The organism is Aquiluna sp. (assembly GCF_965064355.1).
Window position 1 is genome coordinate 1 of the sequence record NZ_CBCHRQ010000007.1, and the last position, 13,370, is coordinate 13,370.

The 13,370-nt window shown below is 53.1% G+C and carries 17 protein-coding genes; 7 read left to right on the top strand and 10 right to left on the bottom strand.

The window, feature by feature from the left end; translation table 11 throughout:
* Positions 1-113: 113 nt before the first annotated feature.
* Together AC128V_RS01380 and ilvA are read left to right on the top strand one after the other, a co-directional pair.
* Positions 114-1,001 carry a M48 family metallopeptidase gene (locus tag AC128V_RS01380; RefSeq protein ID WP_482762890.1) on the top strand — a complete coding sequence of 296 codons (888 nt, stop codon included), beginning with the start codon at positions 114-116 and terminating at the stop codon, positions 999-1,001.
* 40 nt (positions 1,002-1,041) lie between these two features.
* Positions 1,042-2,277: a threonine ammonia-lyase gene (gene ilvA, locus AC128V_RS01385; protein WP_482762891.1), complete on the top strand. Its 1,236-nt coding sequence runs from the start codon at positions 1,042-1,044 to the stop codon at positions 2,275-2,277.
* On the opposite strand, the gene greA is transcribed toward ilvA, so the two are convergent.
* The gene (greA, locus tag AC128V_RS01390) at positions 2,274-2,780 is read right to left on the bottom strand and encodes a transcription elongation factor GreA (RefSeq protein ID WP_482762892.1); all 507 of its coding nucleotides are present in this window, start codon (positions 2,778-2,780) and stop codon (positions 2,274-2,276) included. The genes ilvA and greA overlap by 4 nt on opposite strands.
* Positions 2,781-2,835: 55 nt before the next feature.
* Positions 2,836-3,231 carry a DUF4307 domain-containing protein gene (locus tag AC128V_RS01395; protein WP_482762893.1) on the bottom strand — a complete coding sequence of 132 codons (396 nt, stop codon included), beginning with the start codon at positions 3,229-3,231 and terminating at the stop codon, positions 2,836-2,838.
* A 36-nt stretch (positions 3,232-3,267) separates the two neighbouring features.
* Between AC128V_RS01395 and AC128V_RS01400 the strand changes: the two genes are divergently transcribed.
* Positions 3,268-3,555 carry a hypothetical protein gene (locus AC128V_RS01400; protein WP_482762894.1) on the top strand — a complete coding sequence of 96 codons (288 nt, stop codon included), beginning with the start codon at positions 3,268-3,270 and terminating at the stop codon, positions 3,553-3,555.
* Here the strand turns inward: AC128V_RS01400 and trhA are convergent.
* Positions 3,521-4,240 (bottom strand): PAQR family membrane homeostasis protein TrhA, encoded by a 720-nt coding sequence (gene trhA, locus AC128V_RS01405; protein WP_482762895.1) that lies wholly within the window; start codon positions 4,238-4,240, stop codon positions 3,521-3,523. The two genes, AC128V_RS01400 and trhA, sit on opposite strands and share 35 nt — an antisense overlap.
* A gap of 52 nt (positions 4,241-4,292) precedes the next feature.
* Between trhA and AC128V_RS01410 the strand changes: the two genes are divergently transcribed.
* The 3 genes from AC128V_RS01410 (at position 4,293) to AC128V_RS01420 (ending at position 7,071) form a co-directional block, all read left to right on the top strand.
* Positions 4,293-5,054 (top strand): isoprenyl transferase, encoded by a 762-nt coding sequence (locus tag AC128V_RS01410; protein WP_482762896.1) that lies wholly within the window; start codon positions 4,293-4,295, stop codon positions 5,052-5,054.
* A 164-nt stretch (positions 5,055-5,218) separates the two neighbouring features.
* Complete coding sequence (gene phoH2 / locus AC128V_RS01415; protein ID WP_482762928.1) at positions 5,219-6,526, top strand: RNA 5'-3' helicase PhoH2; 1,308 nt, start codon at positions 5,219-5,221, stop codon at positions 6,524-6,526.
* Between the two features lie 50 nt (positions 6,527-6,576).
* Entirely contained in the window at positions 6,577-7,071 is a 495-nt protein-coding gene (locus tag AC128V_RS01420; protein ID WP_482762897.1) for a prepilin peptidase, read from the top strand.
* On the opposite strand, the gene AC128V_RS01425 is transcribed toward AC128V_RS01420, so the two are convergent.
* Genes AC128V_RS01425 through xseA form a run of 5 tightly spaced genes read right to left on the bottom strand, consistent with a single transcriptional unit; the run spans position 7,043 to position 11,074 of the window.
* Positions 7,043-8,431 (bottom strand): class II fumarate hydratase, encoded by a 1,389-nt coding sequence (locus tag AC128V_RS01425; RefSeq protein WP_482762898.1) that lies wholly within the window; start codon positions 8,429-8,431, stop codon positions 7,043-7,045. The two genes, AC128V_RS01420 and AC128V_RS01425, sit on opposite strands and share 29 nt — an antisense overlap.
* 24 nt (positions 8,432-8,455) lie before the next feature.
* Positions 8,456-9,073 carry a carbonic anhydrase gene (locus AC128V_RS01430; protein ID WP_482762899.1) on the bottom strand — a complete coding sequence of 206 codons (618 nt, stop codon included), beginning with the start codon at positions 9,071-9,073 and terminating at the stop codon, positions 8,456-8,458.
* The gene (locus AC128V_RS01435) at positions 9,073-9,636 is read right to left on the bottom strand and encodes a DUF4245 domain-containing protein (RefSeq protein WP_482762900.1); all 564 of its coding nucleotides are present in this window, start codon (positions 9,634-9,636) and stop codon (positions 9,073-9,075) included. The genes AC128V_RS01430 and AC128V_RS01435 overlap by 1 nt, the downstream gene beginning before the upstream one ends.
* Entirely contained in the window at positions 9,633-9,842 is a 210-nt protein-coding gene (locus AC128V_RS01440; protein ID WP_482762901.1) for an exodeoxyribonuclease VII small subunit, read from the bottom strand. The genes AC128V_RS01435 and AC128V_RS01440 overlap by 4 nt, the downstream gene beginning before the upstream one ends.
* Positions 9,839-11,074: an exodeoxyribonuclease VII large subunit gene (xseA, locus tag AC128V_RS01445; RefSeq protein ID WP_482762902.1), complete on the bottom strand. Its 1,236-nt coding sequence runs from the start codon at positions 11,072-11,074 to the stop codon at positions 9,839-9,841. The genes AC128V_RS01440 and xseA overlap by 4 nt, the downstream gene beginning before the upstream one ends.
* A 32-nt stretch (positions 11,075-11,106) precedes the next feature.
* Here xseA and AC128V_RS01450 point away from each other — a divergent pair, with 32 nt between their 5' ends.
* Positions 11,107-12,129, top strand: coding sequence for a 4-hydroxy-3-methylbut-2-enyl diphosphate reductase (locus AC128V_RS01450; protein ID WP_482762903.1), 1,023 nt, complete (start codon positions 11,107-11,109; stop codon positions 12,127-12,129).
* On the opposite strand, the gene AC128V_RS01455 is transcribed toward AC128V_RS01450, so the two are convergent.
* Positions 12,126-12,344 carry a toxin-antitoxin system YwqK family antitoxin gene (locus tag AC128V_RS01455; RefSeq protein WP_482762904.1) on the bottom strand — a complete coding sequence of 73 codons (219 nt, stop codon included), beginning with the start codon at positions 12,342-12,344 and terminating at the stop codon, positions 12,126-12,128. The two genes, AC128V_RS01450 and AC128V_RS01455, sit on opposite strands and share 4 nt — an antisense overlap.
* The gene (fbaA, locus tag AC128V_RS01460; protein ID WP_482762905.1) at positions 12,338-13,360 is read right to left on the bottom strand and encodes a class II fructose-bisphosphate aldolase; all 1,023 of its coding nucleotides are present in this window, start codon (positions 13,358-13,360) and stop codon (positions 12,338-12,340) included. Before fbaA ends, AC128V_RS01455 begins: the two co-directional genes overlap by 7 nt.
* Positions 13,361-13,370: the final 10 nt, after the last annotated feature.

Consider the following 13,370-nt stretch of genomic DNA (forward strand, 5'->3'; position numbering starts at 1 on the left):
TCCCAACCAACGCCTTTGCCCGTTCCCTTGGCTTTACCTCTCGTGAATTCTTTGAGGTTGAGAATCCAGCTGCGATTCAAGAGCCTCCTACGGTCAAGTTCTAAGAGGCCACTTTGTATTCGGCAATAGCCGCGAATAAGCGCAATACGTTATTTATCGTCGGCGGCTTTGTGCTGCTTTTGGGTGGCCTTGCCTTTTGGTGGGGAACCGCCAGCGGCAATGGGTCAAGCGCTCTTTGGATAATTGCCTTTGTCTTCGGCTACGCGCTGTTTCAGTACTTCGCCGCAAGCTCGCTAGCAATAGCGATGAGCGGTGCCCATCAAATACAGAAATCTGACAATCCAAGACTTTGGCGAGTGGTCGAGAATCTATCGATCTCGCAGGGCATGCCAATGCCAAAGGTCTACATCATCAATGATTCGGCCCCAAATGCTTTTGCCACCGGCCGTGATCCAAAGAATGCGATTGTTGCCGCAACGACCGGATTGATGGACATCATGAACGATCGAGAACTTGAAGGCGTTATGGCCCACGAGCTTGGTCACGTAAAAAACTACGACATCAGGGTTTCGACAATTGTCTTTGGTTTGGTTTCCGCGGTCGGTATCCTCGCTGACTTTGCAATTCGCATGGCTTGGTTCTCTGGGTCAAGTAGAAACCGAGATGCGGGTCAGTTGCAGATCGTTTTGATATTGGTTGGTGTGGTCGGTTGGATTATCGCCGCACTGATTGGTCCACTGGTTTCCGCCGCTGTTTCAAGGCAGCGTGAGTACCTTGCGGATGCCACCGGTGCCCAGATCACTCGTTTCCCAGAGGGTCTGGCCTCGGCTTTGCAGAAACTTGGCGAGTATGGCCGGCCAATGCGCCGAGCATCTAGCTCGATGGCGCACATGTATATAAACGACCCAATCAAGCCTGGCTTGGTCGAGCGTGCCTTCTCAACTCACCCGCCAATTCCAAAGCGCATTGAGCGACTTAGCAAGATTGGCACCTCGTTCTAATCGCTAGACTTTGAAACACCTTTAGATTGCAGGTATACCAATGGCTAGCAACAAGTTTCCAACTTTGAATGAGTTCTACGACGCCCTGGAGAACGTGCGCGCCATTGCGATAAAGACTCCAGTTTTGGAAAGCCATTGGCTATCAGAACTCACCGGAACACCAATTTGGTTCAAGTGTGAGAACCTGCAGCGCACCGGCGCTTATAAGCTCCGCGGTGCTTACAACATGATGAGCCAGCTCTCAGACGAAGAAAAGGCCAGGGGAGTAGTTGCCGCATCCGCCGGCAATCACGCCCAGGGTGTTGCGCTAGCAGCCAAGATGCTCGGCATGAAATCCACAATCTTCATGCCGGTCGGCGCATCACTTCCAAAGTACGAGGCGACCCTGGGCTACGGGGCAAATGTGGTGCTAACCGGAGCAATCTTCGACGAGACACTAGTGGCGGCTAAAGAATTTACGACCCAAACCGGTGCGGTTTTTATCCCACCCTTTGATGACATGGACATCATCCGCGGACAGGGCACCGTTGCACTTGAAATCATGGAGCAGCTACCCGAGGTAGACAACATCTTGGTTTGCCTTGGCGGCGGCGGCCTTACCGCCGGAGTAGCAACCGCAGCAAAGCTCAAGGCCCAAGCCCTTGGACGCAAGATCAAGGTGTTTGCAGTCCAAGCAGAGGCGGCGGCAAGCTGGCCAGGTTCGCTAAAAGCAGGTAAGCCAACCGAGATCAAGATTCAGCCAACCATCGCGGATGGAATCGCAGTTGCGAAACCAGGCAAGATCCCCTTCGATTTGGTGGTAGAGCACATCGACAAGATCGTGACAGTTACTGAGGATGAGATCGCGAAGGCGATGCTTGCCGTTTTGGAGCGTTCAAAGCTTGTAGTTGAAGCTGGTGGCGTAGTCGGGGTTGCAGCGGTCCTGGCTGGAAAGCTAAAGCTCAAGGGCACCACCGCAATCGTGCTGTCCGGTGGCAACATCGACCCACTTTTGATGCAGCGAGTAATTCGCCACGGCCTTGCAGCATCCGAGCGCTACACAAACATCTCAGTGATGCTTCCAGACCGTCCAGGCCAGCTGGTTCGAACCGCTGAAGCAGTCGCGGCCGCTCATGCCAACGTGGTCGAGGTGCTTCACACCAGACACGGCAATGGGCTACAAATTTCTGAGGTTGAGCTAAACCTAAGCGTTGAGACCCGTGGCAAAGAGCACCGCAAAGACCTTATGAAGTCGCTCAAGGCAGCCGGGCTAAACCCGAAGCTGCACGAAGACTAAAACTCGAAGTTCTCCACAGCAACAATTTCAACGGTGATCTCTTTGCCGTTTGGAGCCGAGTAACTGACCTGGTCGCCGACCTTCTTGCCCAATACCTGCTGACCAATTGGAGAATCCGGGCTGTATACGTCGAGGTCGCCCTCTTCGATCTGAACTTCGAATTCGGATCCCTCAAAAGCCTCATGAGATCCAAGGTAGAACTCTGCTGGCCGACCGTTGAGCTTGCACTTGATCATCAAGCCCTGCTTCACAATCCCATCGCTGGCATCTGCGGTGCCGATTTCGGATGTGGCAAGAATTTCTTCGAGACGGTTGATGCGTGCCTCGATCTTTCCCTGCTCCTCCTTGGCTGCGTGATAGCCACCGTTTTCCTTGAGGTCTCCCTCTTCACGAGCGTCCTGGATGCGCTTTGCGATGTCGTGGCGACCAACAGTTATCAACTGGGTGAGCTCGTCCTTCAGGCGGTCATAGGCGGCCTGGGTGAGCAGCATTGCATCAGTCATAGTTCACTTCTTGGAGGTTTCGGGGGATTGCCCAATTCTGGGCGATTGCAAAATACTACTTGAGACGGCACTCATCTACCAAGGCTGTAGTTGCCAATTCGGTGGTGTTTATGCTCACGCTTAGCCTCACGGTGTCGGTTGGCTGCGGTCCTATTTCTATTTCCTTGAAGCCCACCTGCCCAAATTGCTCGTTTAGAGACTCGAGCGTGCAAATGGCGGTAGCTTCCCTTGGCTTTGAAATCTCAAAATCCAGAACAACTTGGGTCGGACCCTTGACCGAAAAACCAATGTCCTTAGATTGGACCGGGTTGAAATTTGCCATTGCGGCCGCAAGCGATCCGAGCGCTAAAAATGCCACACCAGCCGCAGAAATCCACAGCCAACGCTTGCGCGAAAGCTTTGGTTTTTGACCATAGCGATTCGCCATCAGTTCATTTTCTTGCGCTGCCATGCCTCTAGGTTATGCCAGGTGAGGGATACTTGAGATATGGACTTCTTGCTGAGTGCACTTCTAGCTGTAACTACAAACCCGACTCCGGTTCCTGACGATACCTACAACTCCCCGGGAACGATCGGATTCATTGCCACATTTGGAGTAGCGCTGATCGCAGTGGGATTGTTTTTTGATATGAACCGTAGGGTTCGACGCACACGCTACCGCTCCGAGATTCGTCAGAAGCTAGCAGCCGAGGAGCTTTTGAACATGGAGGTTGCAAAGCCTGAGCGCCCAGCTCCTCCGGCTAAACCGAACCGAGCGAACCAGCAATCGGACTAAGTCCAACCAACAGCGCTGCCACCCAGTGGCAGAAGAATGCCGCCACGGTCAAAGCGTGGAAAATCTCGTGGAACCCAAAGTGCTTTGGAATCGGGTTTGGCCGCTTTAGACCGTAAACCACAGCTCCCACCGAATACATCAGTCCACCGGCTATGACCAACACCATAACTACCCAGTTGGCTTCAAAGAAGTCGCCGATATAAAACACGGCGGCCCAACCAAGGGCTAGGTAGATAGGGACATATAGCCAGCGCGGGGCGTTGATCCAAAAAACGCGGAACCCGACCCCAAACACCGCAATTATCCAAACCGCGGCCAACAGCAGTCCGCCGTCGTCAGCGCTTAGCGCAGAGACGCTCAGTGGAGTGTAAGTGCCGGCGATCAGCAAGAAGATGTTGGCGTGATCAATGCGCTTGAGAAGCTTTTTGATACTTGGTCGCCAATTGAAGCGGTGGTAAAGCGCAGAATTTCCAAATAGCAGGATCGAGCTCGCGAAGTAGATAGCTGCCGCTGTTTTAGCAACCCAGCCATCGGAGAAAACAATTAGCACGACCCCGGCTGCGACGACCAGCGGCAATACCCCGGTGTGGATCCAGCCTCGCCAGCTTGGCTTTAGCTCAGTTTGGTGGACCGCTCCCTTTAGCTCCGAAAGCGGAACGTGTAATGGGTCTGGCTCGAAACTCATATTGCTACCCTAAGCCACCTATTCACCTTGGAAGTTGCAATAACCTTTAGGCGTGCAGAAACTCCTCTATCGCTTTTATGAAAAGCAAATCGAGAACAGACTCCGCCCAGCGGATATGCCGCGACACATTGGCGTCATGGTTGATGGAAATCGGCGCTGGGCATCGCTGCAGGGTCTAGAAAAGGCCGGCCAGGGTCACCAAGCTGGTGCCAAGAAAATCATCGACTTTTTAGGTTGGTGCTCTGACCTCGGTATCGACCACGTAACTCTCTACCTGTTGTCAACCGACAACCTAAAAGGCAGGCACTCAGAGGAACTTGAGGACCTGATTGAGATTATTGTGTCCCTGGCAGAGGAACTAGCCGTCAAAGGCCGCTGGCAGCTTCAGGTGGTGGGGGATGTAGCGACCTTGCCGGATACTGCTGCCCAACGTTTAGCAGAGGTAGAGAACAAAACCGCCAAGAACTCAGGCACGCATGTAAATCTTGCTGTGGCATACGGTGGTCGAAAAGAGATTGCAGACGCCATGCGTTCAATCCTGAAAAAGCATGCCGACCAGGGCACCACAATCGATGAACTTGCAGACTTTTTAACCCCTGAGTTAATTACTGAGCATCTTTACACCGGCGGGCAGCCAGACCCAGATTTATTGATCCGCACCTCTGGCGAGCAGCGTTTGAGTGGCTTTTTGCTGTGGCAAAGCGCTAACAGTGAGTTTTACTTTGCAGAGGCACTTTGGCCTGATTTTAGAAGGGTAGATTTCCTTCGAGCACTTAGAGATTTTCAGCGTCGACACCGCCGTTTTGGTAGCTAGGTAAACAGCTTGATAACGCTCAAAGGTTTGGGCGTGTCACGACCGCCTTGGAGCAAAACCCAGGCGTAGATTCGCATCAGGTCGCCATAGAAGGAGAACCGGTGCCAGCTAACTCAAGCCCCAGGTCAAAGTCATCAAATTCCAAGACTGTTTCCCCTGAGGCGGTGAGCGGCAAGGCAAAATCCACCAGCAAGGCAACGGCGATCAGAACGTTTGTAATCGACACATCGGTTCTACTTTCTGATCCAAAGGCAATGTTTAGATTCGCGGAGCACGAAGTTGTTTTGCCGATTGTGGTTATTAACGAACTCGAAAAAAAGCGCAACGATCTTGAGATCGGCTACTTCGCAAGAAAAGCTCTGCGCTTTTTAGATGACCTTCGCAAAAAGCACGAGCGGCTCGACTTTCCTGTCGAGGTCGGAGATGGTGGAACCCTCAGAGTCGAGCTCAATCACATCGATCAGTCGATCTTGCCGACAGGGTTCCAGCTAGGGGACAACGACTCCAGGATTTTGGCGGTTGCTGCCAACCTAAAGAGTGAAGGCTTTGATGTAACCGTCGTATCCAAGGACTTACCAATGCGCGTCAAGGCATCGGCGATTGGCATGCGAGCCGAGGAGTACCTACACGAACTTGCCAGCGAAGAGTGGGACGGCCTAGTAGACCTAAACCTCTCCGGCGATGAGATGGCAGACCTCTACGACACCGAGGAAATCAAGCACAAGGATGCGAAGGACCTGCCGATCAACACCGGCTTGGTGATTCACTCCGAGCGCGGCAGTGCCCTGGGTCGTGTGACCGCATCCAAGACTGTGAGATTGGTTCGCGGAGATAGAGACATCTTCGGGTTACACGGTCGTTCTGCTGAACAGCGTCTCGCAATAGATGCCCTGCTGGACCCTGAAATTGGAATTGTTTCCCTTGGTGGTCGGGCAGGAACCGGTAAGAGCGCATTGGCGCTTTGCGCAGGGCTTGAATCGGTTCTAGAGCGTCGCCAGCACAAGAAGATTATGGTTTTCCGACCGCTCTACGCAGTTGGTGGCCAGGAGCTTGGATTCCTGCCTGGTAGCGAGGCTGAGAAGATGAACCCTTGGGCTCAGGCAGTCTTTGACACCCTGGGGGCTTTGGTCTCCAAGGAGGTCATTGACGAGGTCATGAACCGCGGCATCCTCGAGGTCTTGCCACTTACTCACATCCGAGGCCGCTCACTTCACGACACCTTTGTGATTGTGGATGAAGCTCAGTCATTGGAGCGCAATGTGCTACTGACCATGCTTTCGAGAATTGGCCAGAAGTCGCGAGTGGTTTTGACTCACGACGTCGCTCAGCGCGACAACCTAAGGGTTGGTCGTCACGACGGTATTGCATCGGTTGTTGAAACCCTCAAGGGGCAAGAGCTTTTCAGCCACATCACTCTCACCCGCTCCGAGCGAAGCGAGATTGCGGCACTGGTTACCAACCTGCTTGATTAGCCTGTGGAGAGCCCGCAGCAACTAGGCGGGTATCTCACTAGCTTTTTGGAATGGCTAAGTTAGTCCTTCTGATTCCAATTGCACTTGTTCTCGCTTTTGCCGTTCCGCTTGCTATTAGAGACTTCAAAGAACATCGACTACCCAATAGCTACACCTTGCCACTGATTGCCGTGACGGCTGTATCGCTTGCGGGATACGGACTATTCGCCGGTGAGTATCAAAAGCTCTTAGCCAGCTTGGTGGCAATGGTTCTGACATTTCTAATCGGTTGGTTGCTGGCACGTTTCGCTGACTTGGGCATGGGTGATGTGAAGCTGCTGATTTCGCTGAATGGCTGGCTGGCATGGCATGACGGCTGGCTGGTCCTTATCTCCCTAGCGCTTGGACTTCTGACTGCGAACGTATTCGCAATTGCGATTTGGATTAAGAAAAAAGACCCCAAGGAGCACATAGCTCTGGGGCCTTTTCTACTTCTTGGCTTCTGCCTTGCAGCAATTTCACCCAGCTGGCAAATCCTTACTGCGGTGGGCGAGTCATTGGCATGACGTCTAGCGCCCTATCCAACTGCTCCATGGTTAGCTTCTCGCCGTCGACATAACCGAGTTCAATTGTCGCCTCACGAACAGTTAGCCCCTTGGCCACCGAGTGCTTGGCGATCTTCGCTGCAGCCTCGTAGCCAATGAACTTGTTTAGCGGTGTCACAATCGACGGGCTGGATTCTGCAAGAGCCTTAGAGCGCTCAACGTTCACCTCAAGTCCCGCAATGGTTTTGTCCGCAAGCACGCGCATTGAGTTTGAAAGCAAGCGAATGGACTCTAGTAGCGCATTGCCCATCACTGGAATTGCAACATTCAGCTCGAAGTTTCCAGATGCGCCAGCCCAAGTAACGGTGGCATCATTTCCGATTACGCGAGCACAAACCATCAACACTGCCTCTGGGATTACAGGGTTCACCTTGCCCGGCATGATTGAGCTTCCAGGCTGCAAGTCGGGAATGTTTAACTCGCCTAGGCCAGTGTTGGGACCAGAGCCCATCCAGCGCAAATCGTTGTTGATCTTGGTGAGGCTGACCGCGATGACCTTTAGGGCACCGGAAGCTTCAACAAGTGCGTCACGTGCTCCTTGAGCTTCAAAGTGGTCCCTAGCCTCGGTAATTGGTAAGCCGGTGTCTTTAGCCAAAAGACTGATTACCTCTTGAGGAAAGCCCTTAGGGGTGTTGATACCAGTTCCAGTCGCCGTTCCACCCTGAGGCACTTCTGCTACTCGTGGCAGGGCTGAGTTGATTCGCTCGATGCCGTAGCGGATCTGCGCTGCATAGCCGGCAAACTCCTGGCCGAAGGTTACTGGGGTGGCATCCATCAGGTGGGTACGGCCTGGCTTTACGTATCCAGCCCAAGCCTTGGCCTTTACCTCTAGGAAGCCTGCGAGGTAGTCAAGGGCAGGGAGCAGGTCGTTGACCAGTGCGTTGGTCACGGCAACGTGAACCGAGGTTGGGAAAACATCATTGGATGACTGCGAAGCATTCACGTGGTCATTTGGGTGAACTTCCTTGCCAAGCTTCTTGGTCGCCAGGGTCGCTAGAACTTCGTTCATGTTCATATTTGAGCTGGTGCCGCTGCCGGTCTGGAAAACATCGACCGGGAAGTGATCTAGGTGGTGACCCGTGATGATTTCCTCGGCACTTGCGACAATCGCAGAGGTGATGTCATCAGCAAGGATTCCAAGTTTGTTGTTCGCCTGAGCAGCAGCTTTTTTGATGCGAGCCAGTGCGATGATGTGTTCTTTTTCTAGCCCTGAACCACTGATAGGGAAGTTCTCGACCGCACGCTGGGTCTGGGCGCGATAGAGGGCATTGATTGGGACTTTAACCTCACCCATGGTGTCGTGTTCAATGCGGTATTCCATGCTTGGCTCTTTTCTAATTTCTCGTTAGAGGTCTCCGTGCGAAACCACCATGTGGATATCGCCCAGTTCAAGTTTGTAGTTGGCACCTACGACAGCAAGTTTGCCAGTTTTCACGGCGTTAGAAATCACATTCGAACTCTCCAGTAGTTCTTCAATCGTGTCGGCCACGTGTCTGGCGGTGATGTCATCGATCGAGGTATCGCCGGCGGCATGGCTGCGCTCCACCGTTGGCATGATTCTGTCAACAAGTTTGTGGATGAATTCACCTTCGACCTGCAATTTGCCGGCTGCAGCGTCCATAGTTGCGCGCACAGCTCCGCACTCATCGTGACCCAATACCAAAATCAGCGGCACCTTGAGCACCTCAACTGCAAACTCCAAGGAACCCAAAATGGTCTCGGCAATAACCTGACCCGCATTTCGAACCACAAACAAATCGCCCAACCCCACATCGAAGATCATTTCGGCGGCGAGCCTGGAGTCTGAGCAGCCAAATAGGGCGGCAAAGGGGGTTTGCTTGTTAGCTATTGCCCGCCGAACATCGGCATCTTGGCGGGGGTGTGCTGGCGTGCCATGGACGAAGTTCTGGTTGCCATCAATCAGTAGCTTCCAGGCGTCTTTACCGGTTTGTGGCCTGCCCATTAGTTCCCCTTAGTTAGATCGATGCTGATTTGTGTGGCTAGCTTTAGAAAGTCTTCTTCGGTGGCGGTGCCGTATATGACTACAGCCTGCTTATCAAAACTGTGGACCATGGCGTATTCCTTGGTTCCCTTTGGAACCGATGGAAGTAGAGTCGGCCAAACCTCCCAGGTTCTACCTTCGATCTCTAAGGTTACGTCTAACCAGTTTCCTTGCAGTTTGTTTGCCAGCCAAGAGGTATTTGATTCAAAGGCCTGCGTAAGTCCGATGTACTGGTCATCCGGGGTGATGTAGCCGACATACCAAGTCTCGACTCCCATGTCATTTTCCACGCGGGCAGCGTTTGCCCACCAATCGGTTGCCAGTTTTGGAGCAATCAATTCTTCTGGCACCGAGGCCTGGACGGTTTCGGTGATTGCGATGTAGTCAATTGGTTGAATTCGATTGCCATCGTCACGAGGAACAATCATCACAATGACCAGTGTCAAAGACAGGGTCACCAAAAGCGAATAAATCAAATTGCGGACAGTTTGCTTTGCTCGGCGTTCTGCTGCGCTAATACTCACTTGGAGTCTTTCTGCTGCATCGCAGCATCCAGCTTCTTCCTCGCGCCGCTGAGCCACTGCTCGCAGTGCTTGGCAAGGGCCTCACCGCGCTCCCAGAGCGCCATAGAGGCCTCTAGGGGGACATTCTGCTGCTCCAGCTCGGCAACAACCTTCTGAAGCTCGTCACGGGCTTCTTCGTAGCTCAAGGCCGAAATGTCTTTGCTCATTTGATGTCCCTTACTTCGTCTGCGGTTGCGGAGATTTCTTGCTTGCTGGTTCTTATTTGAAGTTTTTTTGACTTGGTAATTTTGCTCAGCGGTTTACCGTTTTCGTCAGTAATCACAGAGTAACCGCGCTCCAGGGTCAGTTGTGGCGAAAGTGATCTGGTTTGAGCGTGGAGCTGTTTGATTTCTCCCTGACCGCGCTGCAACCTAAAGTCAAAAATTTCTCGTATACGGCGGGCACCGCCTGCAATCACCTCGGCCTGCGCGTCAACAAAGCCATACGGTGATTCAATCACTGGTCGCGAGATCAGCTGTTGCAAAAGCTGCGACTGAGAATCTAGGTAGCTACCAACTCGAACTCGCATTCGCTGGATCGAGATCGCAAGCCCACGACGTTCTTCAACCACATCTGGAACGACTCGCTTGGCAGCATCAGTTGGGGTCGAGGCCCTTAGGTCTGCGACCAGATCCAAAAGCGGCTGGTCATTTTCGTGTCCAATAGCCGAGACGAACGGCTTGCTTAGTTTTGCTGCAGCTCTAACCAATCGCTCATCGCTAAAGGGGAGTAGGTCCTGGAAGCTGCCGCCACCGCGAGCGATGATGATTACATCAACTTCCGGGTCTGCCTCTAGCACCCCAAGGGCAAGCAGGATTTCATTCACTGCCTTATCGCCCTGAACGTGGGTGTGCTGAACCTGAAACTGCACCTCTGGCCAACGAAGTCTGGCATTTTGCAGGACATCCTTTTCTGCATCCGAGTCCGCACCGGTGATCAAACCAATTTTGTTTGGCAAGAACGGTAGTGGCTTCTTTCGAGCCGGATCGGCTAAGCCCTCGGAAATCAGTTGAACTTTTAGACGCTCTAGGCGCTCGAGCAGTTCTCCAAGACCAACCTTGTGCATTTGCATGATCCGCATTGTGAGCTTGCCGTTTTTGGGCCAGAAAGTTGGTTGCAGTAGCGCAACAACTCGGTCTCCCTGGGCAAGACCGGGAGCAATCTCGGCTCCGGAATTAGTAAAAGCGTGGATCTCTACCGACATTTCGACGTCTAAATCGCGAATCGATGCAAAAACGCCAGCTGGCTTTTCTGAGTAGGCCTGCAATTCACCTTCTACCCAGACGCGACCGAGCTTGTCGATCCAATCTCTTAGGCTTTTTGAAAGCTGAGACACCTGCCAGGGGGAATTCTCGGTGCTAACTCGTGATTGACTATCAGTAACCGAATTAGTTTCCAATCCGGCCTCCTTGGTCGCTTTCGTAGAATTGTGTGGTGACTATCATCAAGGATACCGACCAGGCCGACAGTTTCGGCACCAACAAGGTGCTGTTGGCAGCACCCAGAGGCTACTGCGCAGGCGTAGACCGTGCTGTTATTGCCGTTGAAAAGGCTCTCGATCACTACGGTGCGCCGATCTACGTGCGCAAGCAGATTGTCCACAATAAGCACGTGGTTGCCTCACTAGAACGTCGCGGAGCGATTTTCGTGGATGAGGTTGATGAAGCTCCTGAGGGCTGCATCATGGTTTTCTCCGCTCATGGGGTATCTCCTGCAGTCATCGAAGCGGCCGAAGCTCGTAACCAGCAGACCATCGACGCCACCTGCCCGCTGGTGACCAAAGTTCACCGCGAGGTTCAGCGCTTTGACAAAGAGGGTTACGACATCCTTTTGGTTGGTCACGAGGGACACGAGGAAGTCGAAGGCACCGCCGGCGAAGCCCCACACGCCGTGCAGTTGGTCGACGGCCCTGAAGGAATTGCCAAGGCAAAGATCAAGGACCCATCCAAGGTTATTTGGCTAAGCCAAACCACCTTGTCGGTGGATGAGACCATGGAGACGGTTATCAAACTTCGCGAGAAGTTCCCAACTTTGCAGAACCCGCCAAGCGATGACATTTGCTACGCGACTCAAAACCGGCAGGTTGCCATCAAAAAGGTTGGCGCGGAAAGCGATTTGGTTATTGTCGTCGGTTCTGCCAACTCATCCAACACGGTTCGTTTGGTTGAGGTGGCACTGGATGCGGGAGCTAAAGCTGCCTACCGCGTTGACGATGCAACTGAGATTGAAGAGCAGTGGTTCGAAGGCGTGAAGACCGTAGGAATCTCATCCGGTGCCAGCGTTCCTGAGGACCTAGTCGATGGAGTGCTTGCCTATTTGGCAGAGCGTGGCTATGGAGACGTCCGGACAGTTACCACCGCAGAAGAAGATGTTCAGTTCTCGCTTCCAAAGGAGTTGCGCAAGGACCTCAAGGCTGCTGGCGAAGACGTCAGCAACAAGGCTCCGCGAAGCTAACCCAGATTCTTTTCTGAAACCAGTTTTCCAGCGCGGTCAAAAGTACGCCAGATGCCAATTTGGGTTCCTTGGTTGAATTCACCAGATCGCATCAGGCTGCCGTCCTTGCGGAAAAACTCCCAGGGTCCGTGCATCTCGCCCTTTAGGTATTCACCCTTAAAGCGAGGAAGCCCGTTTTCATAAAACGGGCTTCGCTCAGAGGGGTTTTCTACCACTTAGACTTTCCGGCTGAGCCAAGCTGAGTAGCTGCCTCAACAACGCGAGCAGACATGCCAGCTTCTGCGGATTTGCCCCATGCGCGTGGGTCATAAAGCTTCTTGTTTCCAACTTCGCCATCAATTCGCAATACGCCGTCGTAGTTCTTGAGCATGTGATCAACAACCGGGCGGGTGAATGCGTACTGCAGGTCGGTGTCGATGTTCATCTTGATAACGCCGTACTTCACAGCATCAGAGATCTCTTGCTCGGTCGAACCAGAACCACCGTGGAAGACAAGGTCAAAAGGCAGCTGTTTGCCGTACTTTGCGCCAACCTCGTCCTGAATCTGCTTAAGCAGTTCTGGACGTAGCTTTACGTTTCCTGGCTTGTAGACACCGTGGACATTTCCGAAGGTCAATGCCGCCATGTAGCGACCGTTCTCACCAAGCCCTAGAGCCTCTGCGGTAGCAAATCCATCTGCCACAGTGGTGTACAGGTGCTCATCAATTGCACCTTTAACGCCATCTTCCTCGCCACCAACTGCACCGACTTCAATCTCCAGAATGGATCCGATGTTCTTGGTACGGGCTAGGAATTCTTTGGCAAGCTCAAGGTTCTGGGCCAGCGGAACTTCTGAACCATCCCACATGTGAGAGTTGAAAATAGCCTCGCCGCCAGCCCTCACGCTCTCTTCGGAAAGAGCGATAAGTGGCTTTACAAAACTATCCAGCTGCTCGAAGTTGCAGTGGTCGGTGTGCAGCGCAACCTTGATGTCGTAGTTCTTTGCAACTTCGCGAGCGAATGCTGCAAAACCGAGAGCACCCGAGACACGATTCTTCACGGTTGGGCCGGACCAGTAGTCAGCACCACCGGTGGTGACCTGCAAAATGCCGTCCGAACCGGCAGCCTGCAAACCCGCAAGTGCTGCGTTTAGAGTCTGGGAACTAGAGACGTTGATCGCAGGATAAGCGAATCCACCAGTCTTGGCGCGGTTTAGCATCTCTACGTATTGTTCGCTGTTTACTACACCCATGCGAGCCTCC